Raw genomic sequence first — 20,270 nt, forward strand, 5'->3', positions numbered from 1 at the left:
TTCGCCGATCCACAAAATGATGCACGCCCACAGTGGCGCGCCACGGGCATCCTGCTACAAAGCAACTATGCGAGCCTTAGTGGCGTTGATCGCGTTCGCGATCGTGACGGGCCTCAATCTGCTGTGGTGGTGGCTGCCGAACCGGCCGGTCGAAATTGCCGGCTGGACGAGCGCGCCGCTGGAGAGCGTTTCCTTCGCGCCCTATTGGCCCGGACAGAGCCCGATATCGAAGTCCTATCCCACACCCGACCAGATCGAGCAGGATCTCAAGCGCCTGCAGGGCAAGGTTCGCGCCGTGCGGACCTATTCGACCGGCGAGAACCTGGAAACGGTGCCGCAGCGGGCCGGCAAATACGGCCTGAAGGTGTGGGAAGGGGCGTGGCTCAACGACAACGACAAGGAGAATCTGGAGCAGGTGAACCTGCTGATCGATCACGCCAACCGGTATCCCGACACGGTCGAGCGGGTGATCGTCGGCAACGAAGTCCTCCTGCGCCAGGAACTTACCGCCAACCAGCTGCGGGCCTATCTCCGCATGGTCAAACAACGCGTGCGCCAGCCGGTCACCTACGCCGATGTCTGGGAGTTCTGGCTGCGCAACCCGTCCTTGGCCGACGAGGTCGACTTCATCACGATCCACATGCTGCCGTACTGGGAGGATGAACCCATCGGCATGGATCGGCGCGAACCGGATGGGCAGCTCAGCATCGAGAAGCATATCCTCGACATCTATCATCGGGTCCAGGCGCGCTTTCCGGGCAAGCCGATCGTAATCGGGGAGACCGGCTGGCCATCGGATGGTCGCATGCGCTCGGATGCGCGACCGGGGCGGGTCGAGCAGGCGCGCTTCTTCTCGATGTTCCGCTCCTTGGCCGAGCGCGAGCACTTCGACTACAACATCGTCGAGGCGTTCGACCAGTATTGGAAGGCACGGCTGGAAGGCACGGTCGGTGCGAGATGGGGCCTGCTCAACGCCTATCGCGGCGACAAGTTCGAGTTGGGCAAGCCGGTTGTGTCGGAGCCGCACTGGCGGTCGCTGTTCATCGTCTCGACATTGATGTCCGGCCTGCTGGTGCTGGGATTTGTCAGTTGGCGCCGTCGGGCAGAAGGACGGCAGATCGCCATCTTTGCGTTCTTCAGTCAGCTCATCCTGACCTGCTATGTCCAGTCCGTCTGGATCGACTACTCCCGCGACTTCTATGTCGAGAAGATGCTCGGCACGGTGTTCTGGGCGCTTCTGCTCGGCGCCTTCAGCTACGCGGTACTGCGCGGCATCGCGGACAGCCTGACCGGCCAGATGGCCGATCCTTCGCTCTACGGCGCGCGGGTGCGCGAAGCGTGGCGCGCCTGGCGAGAGCTGCCGAGATTCCAGATTCTCAAGCGCGCCGACCTGATGGCGCAGATTCTCTATCTCGCCCTGACGGTGCTGTGCATCTTCTATCTGATCGTGATCTCGATCGACTGGTACGACGGCATCATCCGGTTGAGCGAGACCTGGTGGCGGCAGATCGCCATCGATGGCCGGTATCGCGACTTCCCGATGTGGAGCTTCGTGATTCCCAGCATCTGCCTGATGGCCTGGAAGCTGATGACGGTGCTGCGCGCGGAAGCGACGCGCCGGCCCGAACGCCTGTGGCGGGCGCTCTCGTTCGGCCGTTTGCTGGGATACGACGGCAGCCGCGGCCATGTGCGGATGAACCGGAGGCTGAGTCGCGTCAGGCCTGTGCTGCCGGAGATCTTTCTTGCAGGACTCCTGATCTTTTGGGCTGCCGTCCTGGTCGTCACGGAAGGGGCGATCAAGCTCTATGACGGTGGCGCGGGCGGCTTCATCGCCGCCGATGGGGGACGCTGGGTCATCAGGACGCTGTTCTGGAACACGCAGAGCGACTGGCTGGCCGGCCTCGCCGTCTTGATGGCGATCCCCTATCTTGCGACCATCTACCTGTCGGTCCGTGAACCACTGGCAGAACCACCGCCGGACTCCTATACCAGCAAGTGGTAGGGCCGGCCGGAAAAAGCGGAGTAAATTTATGGAAATCAAGGGCGAATACAAAGTCGCGGCGTCGCGCGACAAGGTCTTTGCGGCACTGAACGATCAGGACGTGCTGCGCGCCTGCATTCCGGGCTGCGAGTCGCTCGACAAATTGTCCGATACCGAAATGACCGCCAAGGTCCGGTTGCGCATCGGGCCGGTCAGCGCCGCCTTCACGGGCAAGGTCACGCTGTCCGACATCGATCCACCGAACGGCTACAAGATCACGGGCGAAGGGCAGGGCGGCGTCGCCGGTTTCGCCAAGGGCGGTGCCGTGGTGAAGCTCACCGAAGACGGAAACGATACGGTCCTGGCCTACGAAGTCGATGCTCAGGTCGGCGGCAAGATCGCCCAGGTCGGCGCCCGGCTTATTGCTGGAACCGCGAAAAAGCTCGCTGATCAATTCTTCGGCAAGTTTGCCGAGAAGGTCGGGGCGCCGGTAGCTCCAGCCGAAACCGCCTAGATGCAACCGTCGGATCCGCCGCCGCCGGTGCCATCTGCTGCAGCGCAGCGCGGTTTTCGGCATTGGACCGTCATAGGCGTCGGAGCGGCGGTGCTCGTTATCGTCTTCCTGCTCAGCCGTTAGGGCCACATTTCGCCGGTCGTTATTCGTCATCCGTAATTCGCTTGACCCGGCCATCAAGCCCTTGCGAGAGTCCACGAAACCCCTGCGGCGCGTTTCGACGCGGCGTGAACCAACGATGTGAGGGAGAAGAGTATGACGATTTCCGTCGCGATGACCGTCAATGGAAAGCCGGTGTCCGGCAAGGTCGAAGCGCGCACACTGTTGGTCCAGTTCCTGCGCGAGCACCTCGGCATGACCGGCACCCATGTCGGTTGCGACACCAGCCAGTGCGGCGCCTGCGTCGTCCATGTCGACGGCAAGTCGGTGAAATCCTGCACCATGCTGGCGGTCCAGGCGGACGGCGCCAAGGTGACCACCATCGAGGGGCTGGCTGCAAGCGCCGACAAGCTGCACCCCATGCAGGAGGCGTTCCGCGACAACCATGCATTGCAGTGCGGCTTCTGCACGCCAGGCATGGTGATGAGCGCCATCGACATGGTGAAGCGCCACAACTACCAGCTCGACGAGGCGACGGTCCGTCACGAACTCGAGGGCAACCTCTGCCGCTGCACCGGCTACCATAACATCGTGAAGGCGATCCTGGCCGCTGCGCCGGCGATGAAAGCCGCGGGGGTGTAGCCATGGCCTCCGCCACCGGAATCGGCGCCCGGGTCCTGCGTACGGAAGACAAGCGCTTCCTGACAGGTACCGGCCGCTATGTCGACGACCTGGCCCTCGCACGGGCCACCTACGCGTACTTCCTGCGTTCACCTCACGCTCACGCGAAGATCAAGTCGATCGACATCTCGGCGGCGGAAAAGATGCCCGGCGTGGTGGCGATCTACACCGGCAAGGATGTAGCCGAGTCGAAGGTTGGCAGCCTGATCTGCGGCTGGGTGGTGAAGGATAAGCACGGCCAGCCGCACAAGGCGCCGCCGCATCCGCCGATGGCGGTCGACACGGTGCGCTATGTCGGCGACACGGTCGCGATGATCGTCGCCGACAGTCCGGCGGAAGCCAGGGATGCTGCGGAGGCGATCAAGGTCGACTACGAGGTCAAGCCGGCGATCGTCGATCTGGCTCACGCCCTGGACAATGGTGCGCCGCAGGTGCACGCCGAGGCTCCCGGCAACCTGGTGTACGATTGGGAGATCGGCTCGAAGGCCGATGTCGATGCCGCCTTCACCAAGGCCGCGCATGTTACCAAGCTCGATATCGTCAACAATCGTCTGATCCCGAATGCCATGGAGCCGCGCGCGGCCGCGGCCGAGTACGACAAGGGAACGGGCCAGTACACGTTGTGGTCGACATCGCAGAATCCGCACGTGCTCAGGCTCATCCTGTCGGCCTTCGTGCTGGGTATTCCCGAGCACAAGCTGCGGGTCATTGCGCCGGATGTCGGCGGCGGGTTCGGCAGCAAGATCTTCTGCTACGCCGACGAGACCCTGGTCTGCTGGGCCGCCGCCAAGGTCGGACGGCCCATCAAGTGGACCGCCGAACGCAGCGAGTCCTTCATGACCGACTGCCACGGCCGCGACCATGTTACCCACGCCGAGCTGGCGCTCGACAAGGATGGCAAGTTCCTGGCGCTGAAGGTCGAGACGATCGCCAACATGGGCGCATACCTGTCGACCTTCTCGACGGCGGTGCCGACCTACCTCTACGCGACGTTGCTGGCGGGGCAGTACACCACGCCGGCGATCTACGCCAACGTCAAGGCGGCACTCACGCATACGGCGCCGGTCGATGCCTATCGCGGCGCTGGCCGGCCCGAAGCGACTTTCGTCATCGAGAGCATCGTCTCCAAGGCGGCGCAGGAATTGAAGATCGATCCGGCAGAGCTGCGTCGGAAGAACTTCATCCCGTCGACGGCCTTCCCGTACCAGACGCCGGTCGCGCTCCAGTACGACTCAGGCAACTATCCGCCGATCATCGACGAGGCGATGAAGATCGCCGACTACAAGGGCTTCGAGGCCCGTCGCGCCGAGGCCAAGTCGCGCGGCAAGCTGCGCGGCGTCGGATTCTCCTCGTATATCGAGGCGTGCGGACTGGCACCCTCGCAGGTGATCGGCCAGCTGGGCGGCGGAGTCGGCCAGTGGGAGTCCGCGCAGATCAAGTTCAACCCCACCGGTAATGTGCAGGTCATCACCGGTTCGCACAGTCACGGGCAGGGGCACGAGACGACCTTCGCCCAGGTCGTCTCCGACAAGCTTGGCGTGCCGATAGATCAGATCGAGGTCGTCCACGGCGACACGTCGACCACGACTTTCGGCATGGGCACCTATGGCAGTCGCTCTCTGGCAGTGGGCGGATCGGCGATCGTGAAGGCGACCGATAAGATCATCGCCAAGGGCAAGAAGATTGCGGCTCACTTGATGGAAGCCTCGGTCAACGACGTCGTGTTCGAAAACGGCACCTTCAAGGTTGCCGGCACCGACAAGAGCGTGCCGTTGGCCCAGGCCGTGTTTGCGGCCTATGTGCCGCACAACTACCCGCTCAACGAACTCGAGCCGGGCATGGATGAAAACGCCTTCTACGATCCGGCGAACTTCGTCTATCCGGCGGGCACACAGATCTGCGAAGTCGAGATCGATCCCGATACCGGTGTCGTCGAGATCGTGAACTTCACTGCGGTGGACGATTTCGGCAACATCATCAACCCGATGATCGTCGAGGGCCAGGTGCATGGCGGCATCGTTCAGGGCGTCGGCCAGGCGCTCCTGGAAAAGACGGTCTACGACAAGGAGACGGGTCAGCTGCTGAGCGGCTCGTTCATGGACTACACGATGCCGCGCGCGGACGACGTGCCGTCGTTCAAGCTTGGCTACAAGGTCACGCCTTGCCCACACAACCCGCTGGGCGTGAAGGGATGCGGCGAAGCCGGGGCGATTGCCGCGCCGGCCGCCGTGATGAATGCCGTCCATGACGCGCTGGCGCCGCTCGGCGTCAAGCACGTACCGATGCCCGCCACGCCGTCGAACGTGTGGCAGACCATCCACGGCGCGCAGCGCGCGGCGGCCGAGTAACGGAGGAAAACAGATGTACGATTTCGCCTACCATCGTCCCAAGAGCCTCGCCGATGCCGTCAATGCCCTGAAGGGCAAGGATGAGGCGCGGCCCATGGCCGGCGGCATGACGTTGATCCCGACCCTGAAGCAGCGTCTGGCCAAGCCGAGCGACGTGGTCGATCTCGGCGCCATCAAGGATCTCTCCGGCATCAAGGTCGAAGGATCCAATGTCGTGATCGGCGCCATGACCAAGCATTTCGACGTGGCGAGCTCGGCCGACGTCAAGCGCCTGATCCCGGCGCTTGCCGAACTGGCCGGCATGATCGGCGATCCGGCCGTACGCAATCGTGGCACGATCGGCGGATCGATCGCCAATTCCGATCCCGCGGCCGATTACCCGGCGGCGGTGGTGGGGCTCAACGCGACCATCACGACCAACACCGGCAAGCATGCGGCCGACGGCTTCTTCAAGGGCCTGTTCGAGACCGCGCTGACCGATGGCGAACTCATCACCTCGGTGAGCTTCCCGAAGGCGGACAAAGCGGCCTACATGAAATTCCGCAACCCGGCCTCGCGCTACGCCATGGTCGGTGTGTTCGTGGCCAAGACCGGCAACACTGTGCGCGTCGCCGTGACGGGCGCTGGTCCCGCGGTGTTCCGCGTCAAGGCGATGGAGGATGCGCTGGCCAAGAACTTCTCCTCGGCAGCGATCAAGGACATCAAGATCCCGGCCGATGGGCTGAACAGCGACATCCATGGCAGCGCCGAATACCGGGCGCATCTGGTGGGAGTCATGGCCCGCCGCGCGGTGGACGCGGCGAACAAGTAGAACTTACAGTTCGACTGAGCTAAGAAAGGACGCCCCGTTCTGCGGGGCGTCCTTTTGTTTGGGACAAGGACTGCGATATGGCGATGAAAGCGCTGGTGACGGGATTCGATGCGTTCGGCGGCGACAAGGTCAATCCGTCGTCGGCTGCGATCGGGCGCCTCAAACGCCGGATCAGCGGACTCGTGATCCATACGGCGGTGCTGCCGACGTCGTATGCGCGATCCGCCATCACCTTGCGGGGCGCCATCCACGAGGCCCGGCCGGACATCGTGCTGTGCGTCGGCCAGGCCGGCGGCCGTCGCGAGCTCAGCCTCGAGCGTGTGGCCATCAACATCCAGGACGCCCGCATCCGCGACAACGACGGCAAGCAGCCGATCGACCGTCCGGTGGTGCGCGGCGGGCCGGCCGCCTACTTCACGTCCTTGCCGATCAAGGCCTGCGTGGCCGAGCTGCGGCGCGCCGGACTTCCGGCCGCGGTGTCGAACAGCGCCGGCACCTTTGTCTGCAATCACGTGTTCTACGCCCTGATGGACATGGCCGGCCGGCACGGCCTCGCATTCCGCGGCGGCTTCCTGCACATCCCCTATCTGCCGGAGCAGGCGGCCCGCCTGGGCGACCAGCCGTCGATGTCCCTCGACGACATCGTGCGGGCCATCGAGATCGTGCTCGCGGTCAGTGCCGCGCGCAGCGAGGATCTGCACACGGCCGAGGGACGCATCTCCTGACGGAGCCGATCACTCGGCCGCCAGAACCACCGGCGGCGGCACCGAGTCGTTGGCAACGGCTGGCGCCACTGCCGGCCGCTTGACCCGGAACCAGGCGGCATAGAGCGCCGGCAGGAAGAGCAGGGTGAGGGCGGTCGCCACCAGCAGGCCGCCCATGAGGGCCACGGCCATCGGTCCCCAGAACACGCTGCGCGAGAGCGGGATCATGGCGAAGATCGCCGTGCCAGCCGTCAGCACGATCGGACGGGCCCGTCGCACGGTCGCGTCGATAACGGCATCCCACGGTGTGCTGCCCGCGGCGATGTCCTGATCGATCTGATCCACCAGAATGACCGAGTTGCGCATGATCATCCCGGCAAGCGCGATCGTGCCCAGCAGCGAAACGAAGCCGAAGGGCTGGTTGAAGCCGAGCAGGAACAACGAGACGCCGATCATGCCCAAGGGTGCCGTCAGCATCACCAGCGCGAGCTTGGAGAAGCTCTTCAGCTGCAGCATCAGGAAGGTCATCATCAGGAACACCATGATCGGCATGATCTTGAAGATCGATGCCTGGCTCTTGGCGCTTTCCTCGCTGTCGCCGCCGACCTCGATGCGGTAGCCCGGCGGCAACTCCGCTCTCAGAGGCGCCAGCGCCTTGTCGATGCGGGCCGCCACGTCCGGTCCCTGCACGCCGTCCACGATACCGGCGCGAACGGTCATCAGGAGGTCCTTGTTGCGACGCCAGAGGATCGGTTCCTCGAGCTCGAAGTGGAGCTTTGCCAGCTGGGCGAGTGAAACGACGCCGCCTGTGGCGGTGCGCAGGTTGATGGACTCCAGACCTTCGACGCTCAGCCGTTCCGGCGCCACCGCTCGCGCCACGACATCGATCGTTTCCGTCCCCTCACGATACTGCGTGACCACCACGCCGGAGAGCAGCGTCTGCAGCATGTTGCCCAGCAGCTGGGAATCGACTCCCAGGGCGCGCGCCTTGTTCTGGTCGACCTCGAGTCGCACCGTCTTGGCGAGCTCGTTCCAGTCGAAGTTGATGTCGCGCGTCGCCGGGTCGGCCTTGAAGACCTGCCTGACCTTTTCGGCGACCACGCGGACCTGTTGCGGGTCGGTGCCCAGAACGCGAAACATGACGGGGTAGGCGACCGGCGGACCGTTCTGCAGACGCTGCACGCGGGCGCGAACGGCCTCGAAGTCAGTGGCAAAGAGCTGGTTCAGGGCGGCGACCACCCGTTCGCGTGCCTCCAGTCCCTTGGTCATGACGATGACCTGGCCGAAATTCGCATTGGTCAGCTCGGGCACTGTCGGCAGGTAGAAGCGTGGGCTGCCGGCACCAATGTAGGACGTATAGGACTCGACATCGGCGTCGCTCGACAGCCACTTCTCGAGCCTGCTCACCTCGGCATCGGTGGCGGCGTAGGAGGCACCTTGGGCCAGACGCAGGTCGACGATCAGCTCCGGCCGGCTCGCAGTCGGGAAGAACTGCTTCTGCACGAAGCCGAAAGCGCCCATCGCAACGACGAAGGCGAGCGCGGTGATGGCGACCGTGGTCTTGCGCCAGGTCACGCACCAGACAACCAGCCGCCTGAACATCGCGTAGAACCGACCCTGGTACGGATCGCCATGATGGACCTTGGGCTGCGGCAGCAGGTGATAGCCGAGCCAAGGGGTGAAGAGGACCGCCACGAACCATGAGATGACAAGCGACAGCCCGACGACCCAGAAGATCGAATTTGTATATTCACCGGCGCTCGAACGGGCGAATCCGACCGGCACGAAGCCGGCGGCTGTGACGAGGGTGCCAGTCAGCATCGGAAAGGCGGTCGAGGTGTAGGCGAAGGTCGCGGCCTCCAGGCGGCTGAAGCCTTGCTCGAGCTTCACCATCATCATCTCGACGGCGATGATGGCATCGTCGACCAGCAGGCCAAGGGCAATGATCAGGGCGCCAAGCGAGATGCGCTGGAAATCGATGCCCAGGACCATCATCGCGACAAAGGTGATGGCCAGCACCAATGGCACGGACAGGGCGACGATGATGCCGGTGCGCACGCCCAGGCTGACGAAGGAGACGACCAGCACGATCGCCAGCGCCTCGCCCAGGGAACGGATGAATTCGCTGAAGGATTCCTGCACGACTTCGGGCTGGTTGGCGACGCGATGCACGGTGATGCCGACGGGCAGGTCCTTCTGAACCTCCTCCATCGTGGCGTCCAACGCCTTGCCGAGCTTCTCAACGTTGCCGCCCGTGGCCATCACGACGCCGAGACCGATCACCGGCTTGCCCTTGAAGCGCATCGTGCTCTGAGGCGGATCGACATAACCGCGATGGATGTCGGCGACGTCGGCAAGGGTCAGGGTCTGGCCGTTGGCAGTGAAGGGCAGGGTGGTGAGGTCTTCCGCACTGGTCGGCGCGCCGTCGACGCGTACGGCGACTCGCTCGCCCTTGGTCTCGACGGTACCGGTAGCGACGATCGCGTTCTGCTTGCGCACGACATCGAGGATCTGGTCCACCGGGACGCCCAGGGCGGCCAGACGCGCATGACTGAACTCCAGGTAGATCTTCTCGTCCTGGAGGCCAAACAGATCGACCTTCGTCACGTCGGGCACGCGCAGGACGCGCTGGCGAACCTCTTTGACGATCGTCTTCACCTCGGCAGGAGTGAAACCATCCGACTCGAAGGCCCAGATCAGGCTGTAGGTGTCGCCGAATTCATCGTTGAAGAACGGGCCGACGACCCCCTGGGGAAGAGATGCCTTGATGTCGCCGATCTTCTTACGCACCTGGTACCAGAGATCGGGCACTTTGGCCGGCGGAACGTCGTCCCGCAGATACACATAGATGACGGTCTCGCCGGGCTTGGTGTAGCTGGTGACGTTGTAGAAATAGGGCAATTCCTGCAGCTTGGTCTCGATCTTGTCGGTGACCTGCTGCTCGACCTCGCGGGAGGTTGCGCCCGGCCAGGACGCGGACACGACCATTTGCTTGATCGTGAAAGGCGGATCCTCGCCGCGGCCCAGATTGAAGAAGGCATAGATGCCGGCGGCCGTCAGCACCAGCATGAAGAAAACGGTGAGCGTGCTGTAGCGCAGCGCCAGTTCGGAGAGATTGGTCCGCGTGGACATGCCTTCGTCCCCCAAGGGCCTCGGGTTAGCGCGAGGCCTGTTGCAACAGCGGGCGAACCTTTTGGCCGGCTTCCAGCTTGTGCACACCGGCGGTGGCGATCATTTCGCCATCCTTCAGGCCGGCCGAGATGGCCGCCAACTCGCTGCTCCAGCGCGCCACGGTGACGGGCCGCAACTCGACCACGCCGGTTTCGCGATCGACCACCCACACGGCGGGCTGCGTGCCCTGCTGGAAGATGGCGGAGAGCGGGACCTCGGCGACGTGCTGGACGTCCGGCCGCTCGAAGCGAAGCGTCGCCGTCATGCCGAGGCCGATGAAGGGAGGACGGTCCACTACCGTGAAGCGGGCAGGGTAGGTGCGCGTCACAGGATCGGCGCTGGGTGAAAGTTCGCGCAGGCGCGCGGCATAACGATGGCCTGGATCGGACCACAGTTCGAAAGTGGCATTGATGGTCTTGCGTACCGCCGAGAGTCGATGCTCGGGCACGCCTACGAGGATTTCGAGCTCTTCCGTGCGGGCCTCGCGCACCACGCCCTGGCCTTGAGCCACGACCTGGCCGACTTCCGCCTGTACGCTGCTGATGACGCCGTCGGCATCGGCCTTCAGTTCGGTATAGGCGAGATTGTTTTCGGCGGTCGCGAGCTGGCTCTTGGCCTGCTCGACACGCGCCTGGGCAGCCAATGCCGTCGCCTGACGCGTCTCCATCGTCTGCGTCATGAAGGCGGCGGTGCCGCGCAGGGCGATATATCGCTCGTGGTCGGCCTTGGCGCGCGCATAGTCCGATTCAGCCGAGGCGAGAGCGGCACGGGCATTGTCGACGGAAAGGCGATAGTCCGTCGGATCGAGTTCGGCGATCAATTGGCCTGCCTGCACGACGGCGCCCAGATCGACCGCGCGCTTGATGATCTTGCCGGCGACGCGGAAGCCCAAAGTGGTCTCGATGCGCGGAGCGACCGTTCCTGCCAGGACAAGGGAGCGGGTCGTGTCGTGGTAGGCGACCGTCATGACCCGGGCCGGCCGGACAGGCTGTTCATCGACCTGAGAGTGAGACGCATTTGTGCGCCACACTGCGATCAGCGAGCCGCCCGCCAGCAGAGCCGCGCCGGCGACCAGCCCAAATGCCGCTTTTCGCGGAAGACGCTTGAACGGCAGACGCATGGCGAGCCCTTCCTTCGACGGTTACAATGCGTTGAACGCAAATCTGGGCAGCGTTAACTGAACTTTGATAAGTTATCGACGTTAAGTTACAAGTCAAGGGATGGAACGTCATTTGTCCACGTCAACTGCGGGCACCCGGAAGAAGCGCGGCGAGGGCCATACCCGCCGGGATGAGATCTTGCTGGCAGCCAAAAAGCTGTTCCTGCGGGAAGGGTATGAAGCGACGACGATCCGCCGGATCGCGGATGTGGTCGGGGTCTCGGCGCCCGCGCTCTATCTCTATTTCAAGGACAAGGAAGCCATCATGCTCGCGCTTTGCGACGAGACCTTTGGCAACCTTGTCGAGAACATGTCGAAGCTCGAGAAGACGAAGCTGCCACCGCTCGAGCGCCTGCGGCGCTGCGGCGAAGCTTATGTGCGCTTCGGCTTGGACAATCCGCAGGAATACTGGCTCACCTTTCTTTCGGGTAATACGCCCAAGAAGGTGAAGGAGGCGAAGGAACTCAGTCGCACGCCCGAGAGCATCGATCCCAACGAACCGGGGGCCGCCAGCGCGATGGCCTTTGCGAAGCTCATGGGCATGTTCAGAGATATCGAAAAGGCCGGTATGCCGCTTTATTTCCCGGTCGATACGGCGGCCGAACTGGTCTGGATGGGCCTGCACGGCCTTGTGGCAGCCCTCATCAACAATCCTGAGTTCCCTTGGACCAAGCGCGACATATTGATCGCCGGCATGATCGATATGGCCGTGCGCGGCGTCGTCCGCCTGCCGTGAGGCGGGATTTCCATTAAATAAATGGTCGATAAACGGAAGCTGGCACCGGAACGGGCTGGTTCCGCGACGGAGGGCGGGCGAGGGCATCGCTCATTGTAGAGCTCTGCCTTCGCCAGCCACGATTCGGGTCGCTATTCAGGGACTGTCCGCGACAACGATCCCGCTCAGGTGGGGGAGAGGACGTGAATGACGCGGCTGGCGATCAGTTCCTTGGTTTTGGCACCATAAGCGGCCATGTGCGGGGCAGCGGCATGGGCCTTGAGCGCGTCGGTGCTTTCCCACTTCTCGACGACGATGAAAGTATCCGGTCCGAATTTGGTCTGGAACGACCCCATGCCTTCTGCGTCCACGGTCGCGCCGTACTCGATGCAGCCCTTCTCCGCCTTGACGGCGGGTACGTTGGCGCGGAAGTGGCCAAGGATCTCCTCCCGCTTGCCGGGCTTGGCAGTGATGACGGCGATAACGTGAATCATGGGTTCTTCCTCCACTCCTTGGCTAATGAGCTCGTCCGTTGCGCAGCAGGCGGCCGGGCAACCTGTCGTTTGGTCCGACGGCATCCTTGCCGTTGCGGCGCACGAGTTGGCCATTCACGACCACGGCGTCGATGCCGATGGCGTCGGCGATGATGCGGTCGGCACCGGCGGGAAGGTCGTAGACACGGCGCAACGGCCCCGGTCCCACCGTCTCGGGATCGAATACCACCACATCGGCGGGACGCCCTTCGGCAAGCACGCCTCTATCGGTGATGCCGAACATCTCCGCCGGCCTCTGGGTCAGATTGTGAACTGCCTGCTCGAGGGAGAAGGCCTTCTTCTCGCGCACCCAATGGCCCAGCAGGTAGGTCGAATAGCAGGCATCGCACAGTTGGCTGGCGTGGGCGCCGGCATCCGACAGGGCGATGATGGTGTGGGGATCGGTGATGAGCTCTGCGACCTCGGTCTCGTCGAAGTTCATCACGGCCATGCGGAAGCGGGCCTGCAGGTCGTTGGCGAGGGCGATCTCGAAGGCAAGATCGACCGGATCCTTGCCGAGGCGACGAGCGACCTCGACGAGCGGCATTTCCTCGAGTTCTCTTGCGGTCGACGCCCAGGCGATGACCGTGCGTTCCCACCAGCGTTGAAACACCGGAGTGAGCTCCGAGGTGAATTTCCGTCGCCAGGCCGGATCGGCATAGGCTCGCCGACGTGCTCCCGGCGATCTGGCGTCCTCAGCCGCCAGTTCGTTCATGATCTTCATGACCTCGAACGGGAAAGGATCGGCGAAGGTGAATTCGAAGTTCAGGGGGCGGCAACTCACCTGCGGAATCACCACCGCCCCTGTCCTGCGCTGTTCGGCGGCGAGATCGAGCTGTTTGCGGTGTCCGCCGGGCCCGTACAGGTACGACAGGAGAGCCGTCCAGGTGACTGGAATATTGTACTTCCGGCTGACCTCGGCCATGGCCTTGGTGGAGAAGTCGCGACCGATGGTGATCTGCATCAGTCCACGCTTCAGTTCACCCATGACGGAGACCAGGGCGTCGAGTTCTTCCGGCGTCGCTTGACGGCTCGGCACCGGCTTGCCGGCGTAACCGTTATGGCTGACGGACTTCGAGGTGCCGAAGCCGATCGCGCCAGCTTCCATCGCCTCTCGGACCAGCGTCTTCATCGCCGCGAGCTCGTCCGCGGTCGCGGCCCGCTCGGTGGCTGCTTCTCCCATCACGTAAAGCCTGAGCGGGGTATGGCCGAACAGGGCGGCGACGTTGATCGCAACGCCGCGCTTTTCCACGGCATCGAGATACTGGGGAAAGGTCTCGAACGGCCAAGCGTCGCCAAGGCCAGCCTGCAAGGCGTCGAGGCTCATGCCCTCGACCTTCTCGAGCGTCTGCAGGATCAGCTTGCGATGGGCCGCCCGCGTCGGTGCGACTCCGAAGCCGCAATTGCCGATCACCGTCGTGGTGACACCATGCCAGGGCGAGATGCTGAGCATTCGGTCCCACAGGACCTGGGCGTCATAGTGGGTGTGCACGTCGACGAAGCCGGGCGCGACCACACGGTCCGTCGCATCGATCGTCGAGGTCGCATCGCCATCGGCCTTGCCGACAGCGACAACCTTGCCATCCTTGATGCCGATATCTCCGACGACGCCTGGCTTGCCGGTGCCGTCGACGATCGTTCCTCCTGCGATCTTGAGATCGAAGCTCATGATGGCCCTCGCATGAATGCCCGTTCATATTGGCAAGGGGCCTGCTGAGGGGCAATGCCGCGCTTGCATGGAAGGGGCGCGCTGCTAGGGTCCGGCCGCGCCCATCGAAACTGGAGGAAGTGAATGGCCAAGCACAAGATCGCGCTCATTCCGGGGGACGGAATCGGCAAGGAAGTCCTGCCTGAGGGCGTGCGGGTGCTCGAAGCGGCGGCCCGCCGATTCGGCTTCGAGCTGGAGTTCACCGATTTCGACTGGTCGTGCGATCGCCTGCTCAAGACCGGCAAGATGATGCCGGAAGATGGCATGGAGCAGCTCAAGGCCTTCGAGAGCATTTTCCTGGGCGCTGTCGGCTGGCCGGGCGTGCCAGATCACGTGTCGCTGTGGGGCTTGCTGATTCCCATTCGCCGTGACTTCGACGAATACGTGAACCTGCGGCCGGTGCGGCTGTTCGAAGGCGTGCCGTCGCCGCTGGCGAACCGCAAGCCGGGCGATATCGACTTCTGGGTGGTGCGCGAGAATACCGAAGGCGAATACAGCCAGTTGGGGGGGCGCATGTTCCAGGGGACCGAAAACGAGTTCGCGGTCCAGGAGGCGATCTTCACCCGGCGTGGCGTCGATCGGGTCCTGAAGTTCGCCTTCGAATTTGCGCGCGGCACCAAGAAGAAGCATGTCACTTCGGCAACCAAGTCGAACGGCATCATCCATACCATGCCGTTCTGGGACGAGCGCTTCGCCGAGATGAAGAAGAACTATCCCGACATCAAGGCTGACCAGTATCACATCGACATCCTGACCGCCCATTTCGTGCGCAATCCTGACTGGTTCGACGTCGTCGTGGGATCGAATCTGTTTGGCGACATCCTGTCGGATCTCGGCCCCGCGCTGACGGGCTCCATTGGTGTAGCGCCCTCCGGCAACATCAATCCGGAGCGCAAGTATCCGTCCATGTTCGAACCCGTTCACGGCTCGGCGCCGGATATCGCCGGCAAGGGAATCGCCAATCCGATCGGGCAGATCTGGTCGGGCGCCATGATGGTGCGCCATCTCGGCTATCCGGATGCTGCGGAAGCGATCGAACGCGCCATTGCCGCATCCCTGGTCGAAGGTGGACCGCGGACCCGCGATCTCGGCGGCAACGGCGACACCAAAACCGTCGGCGCGGCCATCGCTGAACTGGTGAAGACGGCCTGATAATCGTGAGGGGCACGGGCGAAAGGCGGCGATTCCAAGGCGCGACCCCCATCTTTTGCTTCGTGTCCCTGCTGTTCCCGGTGAAGTGATCGCTTACATTGGGCCGATGAAAAAGCGCCTGATGTATCTCCTCGAACTCGCGCTGGTTCCGGTCGCGGCGCTGGTCGTGTTCCTGGAGCAGACGCTCATCCGTTATCTCAACGTGATGATGGCGGCGTTCGCGCGATGGACGCCGGTCGCCCGCGTCGAGGCGTTCCTGATGGGGCTGCCGCCCTGGTGGGCTGTGCTGGCCTTTGCCGCGCCGTCGATCCTGATATTGCCGGTAAAGCTTTCCGCCTTGTGGTTCGTCGCCAAAGGCCATTTTGCTCTGGCCTTCGGCGCCGTCGCCCTCGGCAAGGTGCTGGCGACGGCAATCCTCGCCCGTCTCTATCGCATCCTGCGTCCCAACCTGATGGCGCTTGCCTGGTTTGCCTGGGCCGATCGGACATTCTTCGCCTGGCGCGACTGGGCTTACACCTTCGTGCGTGGCCTTCCGGCCTGGCAGAAGGCGAAAGCACTTGTCCATCGGCTACGGTCGCGAGCTGCGGAATTGGTTTCCGCACTGGTTGCGCGCTACGCTGCCGCCAACGAGAGAGCGGGAGGCAGCAGATGGTGGAACCGGAAGTCATCCCCCTGAAGGCGGCGCTCGGGGCGCGAGTACAGGGTCTCGACAGAAGCACGGTCTCGGCGCCGGAGATCGCGGCGCTCCTCGATCACGCTCTTGCCGAGCACTTGCTGGTAGTCGTGCCCGGGGACCGCATGACGCCGGAGCAGATGCGAGACTTCTCTATGGCGTTCGGCACGCCGCAGAAGCAGCTCCTGCGCTACAAGCGCAGTGGTCCGGTCCCCGAGGTCTCCATCATGGTGAGTACGCTGATGGACGACGGATCAACCGACAAAACGGCCCTCCGGGCTGAGGACTGGCACACCGACGATTCGTACATGGCGATCCCGGCCAAAGCGACGTTGTTGCACAGCATCGAGATCCCCAGCCGCGGCGGGACCACATGGTTCTGCAACATGCATTCGGTCTACGAGTCCTTGCCCGAGGCGACGCGGCGGCGCATCGATGGACTGCGCGCCATCCATTCCTACGACACGGCGCGGGCCCGTAATCGTCCATCGCAGCGTACGGATCAGGAGATCGCCGAAACGCCGGATGTGGAACATCCGCTGGTCCGGACACATCCGGGAACGGGGCGCAAGGCGCTTTATCTCAACTTCAACCGGCTGGATCGCATTGTCGGTCTCGAGCGAGAGGAAAGCGATGATCTCCTCGACCAGCTCGCCGAGGAAGCACGCAAGCCCGAACATCATTTCGGCCATCGCTGGTCGGTGGGTGATGTCGTGATCTGGGACAACCGCGCGACCATGCATCGGGTCGATGTCGACTACCCGGTCGGTGAGCGGCGCATCATGCAGCGCGTGCTGATCGAGGGCGACAAGCCGTTCTAGCCAGTCGCCCGAACAGGTTATCGACCGGGCTTTTCCATCACCGAGCCCGCAGTCAGCATCTTGTCGATCTCGGCTTCGCTGTAGCCGATTTCGGCAAGTATCTCGCGCGTGTGCTGGCCGGCGAGGGGCGCATGCCCTTCCTGCCGTCGCTGTCCGCCGGAGAAGGTGTTGGCCAGCCTGGTGCGGCGGATCTTGCCCTCGGTGGGATGATCCTCCTCGCCGAAGAAGCCGACATCCTTCAGATGCGGGTCGGTCAGCAGGTCGTCGATCGAATTGTAGCGCGCCGCCGGCACGTCGAGCTTGTCGAACAGGTCGACCCATTCGTCGGTGGTCTTGTGACCGAGGCCCTCGCGCTGGACCTGGAAGTAGGCCCGTGCGTTCCGGGTTCGCGACGCGGCGCTGTCGAAGCGTGGATCGGTCTTGAGCTCGGGGCGGCCGATCGCGTCGAAGAAGGCAAAGGCCTGAGCATTGGTGTTCGGCCGGACGGTGATGTAGCCGTCCTTGGTCGGCAACGGACGATAGTCCGGGCTGAGCAGCCGACCGTCGCCGCTGGGACCGACCGGAGGATCGAAGGTCATGGCGCCGAGATGCTCGCTGGCCACGAACGAGGCCATGTTCTCGAGCATCGGAACATCGATCGCCTCGCCCTGACCGGTCTTCTCGCGCCGATAGAGGGCGAAGCCGATGCATTGGGCAGCGATCAGGCCGCTGACGTGGTCGCTCATGACCATCGGCACGAAGCGCGGCTCGCCGGTGGCGCGCGCCAGCGTGCCGGCGACACCGGACAAGCTTTGGATCACGGGATCGTAGGCCGGCCGATTGAAATAGCGGCCGCCGCGGCCGAAGGCGAGGATCGAACAGTGGATCAACCGTGGGTTCTCGGCGGCGAGGCTTGCATGGTCCAGGCCGGCCCTGGCCAGGGCTTCGGGACGGACATTGCTGACGAAGACGTCAGCCTGGCGGATCAGGCGGAGCAGGGCGGCGTGCCCTTCCGGCTTCTTGAGATCGAGGACGATCGAGCGCTTGTTGCGGTTGAAGTTGATGAACTTGCCGGACATGCCGGGATGGCGGCTGCCCTCGGCCATGGTGCGCAGAAGATCGCCGCCCGGGGCCTCGACCTTGATGACGTCGGCGCCGTAATCGGCAAGGGTGCGCGTGCAGATGGGACCGACAACCACCGTCGTCAGATCCACGACCTTCACGCCAGCGAGCGGTCCGCCGGCCGTGCTCTCGCTCATTGTGCAAACTCCAGGTCCATCTCGCCGCACAGCACGCCGTTCTTGTCGGCGGCCCAGATCTTGAGCTTGCTGTCCTTCTGCGCCTCGCCGCGCACGTCGATCAGATCGCCGACCCACAGGGGATGGACGAGCCGGGCGGTGTAGCCGGTGAGCGTGCCCTGGGCATGCTTCAAGGCCGCATCGACCATGAGATGCATGGACAGACCGCCATTGGAGACCAGCGCGGGATACCCTTCCTCGGTGCGGGTATAGTCGCTGTCGTAGTGGATGCGGTGGGCGTTCCAGGTCAGCGACGAATAGCGAAAGTTGAGGGCATTGGTAAGCGGCGTCACTTCGTTCCAGGCATGATCGGCGCGCGCCTTGGTCGGTACGGTGGCCGTCGTCTTCTGGCCGGGCGGGACGGCCGGCCGGTAGATGGCGTCGAAGTCGTCGATGGCGACGGTCTTGCCGGCTTGCTCGTAGCTGTGACGCATCGTCAGCACGAAGATATCGCCCGAACGGCCGGTCTTGGGGACGATGTCGACCACTTCGGCTTTCTTCACGGCGGGAATGCCGGCCTGCAGCCGTGCCTTGATCTTCACGCGACGGCCTGCCCCCATGCGACGCGGCATCGGAATAGGGGGGAGTACGATTCCCTTCTTGGCGTGGCCGTCGGGCCCAATGTCGCTCTGTCTAACGGTTTCGACGCCGATCAGGGTAAACCAGTGCGGTGGCAATTCGCTGCCTTGCCGGAATTTGTCGGGATCGAGATTGAAGGTGCCGGCGGCGCGGCGCACGGCCATCAGGCCGACATCGTCTTCCGTCGCTCGCACGCGCCCGATCCAGGGGCGCAGCTCCACCATCGCATCATCCATCCAGCTCATGACAGGTTCCCCTTTGAGGGCCTCGAATTGCGGGCCCGCATCCTCCAACAAAAAAGGGAACTGCAACAGTCGGCCCTTCCATGATCCGAAAGGCGAGATCAGCGCTCGACCCGTTGACGTCTTTCACATCGAGATGCGTGCCGGAGCGGGACTCCGCAGCAGGACTTCATCGAGCCAGGAAGTCGACGATGAGGGCGATGGTGTCGTTCGGATTTTCCTCCATCAGCCAATGCCCCGAGGCCGGCACGATGGCTTCCGTGACATTGTTCGCTGCGGCGCGCATCACCACGGCCATGGTGGCGCCGAACGACTTCTCGCCGCCGACGGCCAGCACCGGCATCGGCAACTTGCCTTTGGCCAACAGCGCCTTGTTGTCGTTGGCATCCTGATCGAATGCCTTGAACTGCTCCATGCCGGCATGAATGGCGCCCGGCATCGCGTAGATCTTGGCGTAGTATTCGCGCGAGGCTTCGGCAAACTTGCTGGGATCGGCGGAAAACTCGTTCCAGAAGCGGTCGAGATAGATCCGCTCGCGGCCGGCGACGAGACGTTCGGCGTCGGGGCCGTAGAACGAGAAGTGCCACAAGGCGTGGCTTCGGATGATCTCGTCCCACGGGCCGATCCCCGGCAGCGGGGCGTCCATGATCACGAACCTGGAGATCCGTTCGGGATAGAGGGCGGCAAGGGCGTAGCCCACCATGTTGCCGATATCGTGGGTGACGAGGTCGGCGCGCTCGATCTTCAGGGCGTCGAGTACGCCCGCGATGTCGACGGCCTGGGTCTTCTTGTCATATCCGCCGGCCGGTCGTGCCGAATGTCCCATGCCGCGAAGATCGGGGGCGATCACAGTCCGCGTGGCTGCGAGTTTGGCTGCCAGCGGCGCCCACATCTCGCCGGTCTCACCGAAGCCGTGCAGCAACAGGAGCGCTGGACCTTGACCGCCGATCCGGACGTGCAGGGTCGTGCCGTTGGTTGCGATTTCCTGCGTTGCCGCAGGCCAGTTTTGGGACATGGACTGTCTCTCCTGCGGTTCCTGACAGGCATCCTAACGGAATGGCGCGCGCTCCAGTAGCGAACAATGTTGGAGCTGCTTGGTCGT

The 20,270-nt window shown here is 63.8% G+C and carries 17 protein-coding genes; 10 read left to right on the forward strand and 7 right to left on the reverse strand.

Annotation, left to right across the window (positions count from 1 at the left end):
• The first annotated feature begins 79 nt into the window (after positions 1-79).
• From B5D62_RS05795 to pcp, 6 genes are all read left to right on the forward strand, one after another.
• Positions 80-2,002: a glycoside hydrolase family 17 protein gene (locus tag B5D62_RS05795; protein WP_139373731.1), complete on the forward strand. Its 1,923-nt coding sequence runs from the start codon at positions 80-82 to the stop codon at positions 2,000-2,002.
• A 28-nt stretch (positions 2,003-2,030) separates the two neighbouring features.
• A complete protein-coding gene (locus tag B5D62_RS05800) occupies positions 2,031-2,495 on the forward strand; it encodes an SRPBCC family protein (protein WP_139373732.1) in 465 nt (154 codons plus the stop codon).
• A gap of 255 nt (positions 2,496-2,750) precedes the next feature.
• The gene (locus B5D62_RS05805; RefSeq protein WP_085932833.1) at positions 2,751-3,236 is read left to right on the forward strand and encodes a (2Fe-2S)-binding protein; all 486 of its coding nucleotides are present in this window, start codon (positions 2,751-2,753) and stop codon (positions 3,234-3,236) included.
• 2 nt (positions 3,237-3,238) lie between these two features.
• Complete coding sequence (locus B5D62_RS05810; RefSeq protein WP_085932834.1) at positions 3,239-5,623, forward strand: xanthine dehydrogenase family protein molybdopterin-binding subunit; 2,385 nt, start codon at positions 3,239-3,241, stop codon at positions 5,621-5,623.
• A 13-nt stretch (positions 5,624-5,636) separates the two neighbouring features.
• The gene (locus B5D62_RS05815) at positions 5,637-6,434 is read left to right on the forward strand and encodes an FAD binding domain-containing protein (RefSeq protein WP_085932835.1); all 798 of its coding nucleotides are present in this window, start codon (positions 5,637-5,639) and stop codon (positions 6,432-6,434) included.
• Positions 6,435-6,511: 77 nt separating this feature from the next.
• A complete protein-coding gene (gene pcp, locus B5D62_RS05820) occupies positions 6,512-7,159 on the forward strand; it encodes a pyroglutamyl-peptidase I (protein WP_218190952.1) in 648 nt (215 codons plus the stop codon).
• 9 nt (positions 7,160-7,168) lie between these two features.
• On the opposite strand, the gene B5D62_RS05825 is transcribed toward pcp, so the two are convergent.
• Together B5D62_RS05825 and B5D62_RS05830 are read right to left on the reverse strand one after the other, a co-directional pair.
• A complete protein-coding gene (locus tag B5D62_RS05825; protein WP_085932836.1) occupies positions 7,169-10,270 on the reverse strand; it encodes an efflux RND transporter permease subunit in 3,102 nt (1,033 codons plus the stop codon).
• Between the two features lie 25 nt (positions 10,271-10,295).
• A complete protein-coding gene (locus B5D62_RS05830) occupies positions 10,296-11,429 on the reverse strand; it encodes an efflux RND transporter periplasmic adaptor subunit (protein ID WP_085932837.1) in 1,134 nt (377 codons plus the stop codon).
• A gap of 178 nt (positions 11,430-11,607) precedes the next feature.
• Between B5D62_RS05830 and B5D62_RS05835 the strand changes: the two genes are divergently transcribed.
• Positions 11,608-12,204 carry a TetR/AcrR family transcriptional regulator gene (locus B5D62_RS05835; protein ID WP_170920800.1) on the forward strand — a complete coding sequence of 199 codons (597 nt, stop codon included), beginning with the start codon at positions 11,608-11,610 and terminating at the stop codon, positions 12,202-12,204.
• Positions 12,205-12,368: 164 nt separating this feature from the next.
• Here the strand turns inward: B5D62_RS05835 and B5D62_RS05840 are convergent, their stop codons facing one another.
• Entirely contained in the window at positions 12,369-12,677 is a 309-nt protein-coding gene (locus tag B5D62_RS05840; RefSeq protein ID WP_085932839.1) for a putative quinol monooxygenase, read from the reverse strand.
• Between the two features lie 22 nt (positions 12,678-12,699).
• Positions 12,700-14,385, reverse strand: coding sequence for an N-acyl-D-amino-acid deacylase family protein (locus B5D62_RS05845; protein WP_085932840.1), 1,686 nt, complete (start codon positions 14,383-14,385; stop codon positions 12,700-12,702).
• 123 nt (positions 14,386-14,508) lie between these two features.
• Here B5D62_RS05845 and B5D62_RS05850 point away from each other — a divergent pair, with 123 nt between their 5' ends.
• From B5D62_RS05850 to B5D62_RS05855, 3 genes are all read left to right on the forward strand, one after another.
• The gene (locus B5D62_RS05850) at positions 14,509-15,576 is read left to right on the forward strand and encodes a tartrate dehydrogenase (RefSeq protein WP_085932841.1); all 1,068 of its coding nucleotides are present in this window, start codon (positions 14,509-14,511) and stop codon (positions 15,574-15,576) included.
• A 106-nt stretch (positions 15,577-15,682) separates the two neighbouring features.
• Positions 15,683-16,252 carry a hypothetical protein gene (locus B5D62_RS33290; RefSeq protein ID WP_170920801.1) on the forward strand — a complete coding sequence of 190 codons (570 nt, stop codon included), beginning with the start codon at positions 15,683-15,685 and terminating at the stop codon, positions 16,250-16,252.
• Positions 16,225-17,070: a TauD/TfdA dioxygenase family protein gene (locus B5D62_RS05855; protein WP_170920802.1), complete on the forward strand. Its 846-nt coding sequence runs from the start codon at positions 16,225-16,227 to the stop codon at positions 17,068-17,070. Before B5D62_RS33290 ends, B5D62_RS05855 begins: the two co-directional genes overlap by 28 nt.
• A 17-nt stretch (positions 17,071-17,087) precedes the next feature.
• On the opposite strand, the gene B5D62_RS05860 is transcribed toward B5D62_RS05855, so the two are convergent.
• From B5D62_RS05860 to B5D62_RS05870, 3 genes are all read right to left on the reverse strand, one after another.
• Entirely contained in the window at positions 17,088-18,308 is a 1,221-nt protein-coding gene (locus B5D62_RS05860) for a CaiB/BaiF CoA transferase family protein (protein WP_085932843.1), read from the reverse strand.
• Complete coding sequence (locus B5D62_RS05865) at positions 18,305-19,171, reverse strand: HTD2 family dehydratase (protein WP_085933542.1); 867 nt, start codon at positions 19,169-19,171, stop codon at positions 18,305-18,307. The genes B5D62_RS05860 and B5D62_RS05865 overlap by 4 nt, the downstream gene beginning before the upstream one ends.
• 166 nt (positions 19,172-19,337) lie before the next feature.
• Positions 19,338-20,183 (reverse strand): alpha/beta fold hydrolase, encoded by an 846-nt coding sequence (locus B5D62_RS05870; RefSeq protein ID WP_085932844.1) that lies wholly within the window; start codon positions 20,181-20,183, stop codon positions 19,338-19,340.
• Between the last annotated feature and the right edge of the window lie 87 nt (positions 20,184-20,270).

This window comes from Enhydrobacter aerosaccus (genome assembly GCF_900167455.1).
GTDB lineage: Bacteria > Pseudomonadota > Alphaproteobacteria > Reyranellales > Reyranellaceae > Reyranella > Reyranella aerosaccus.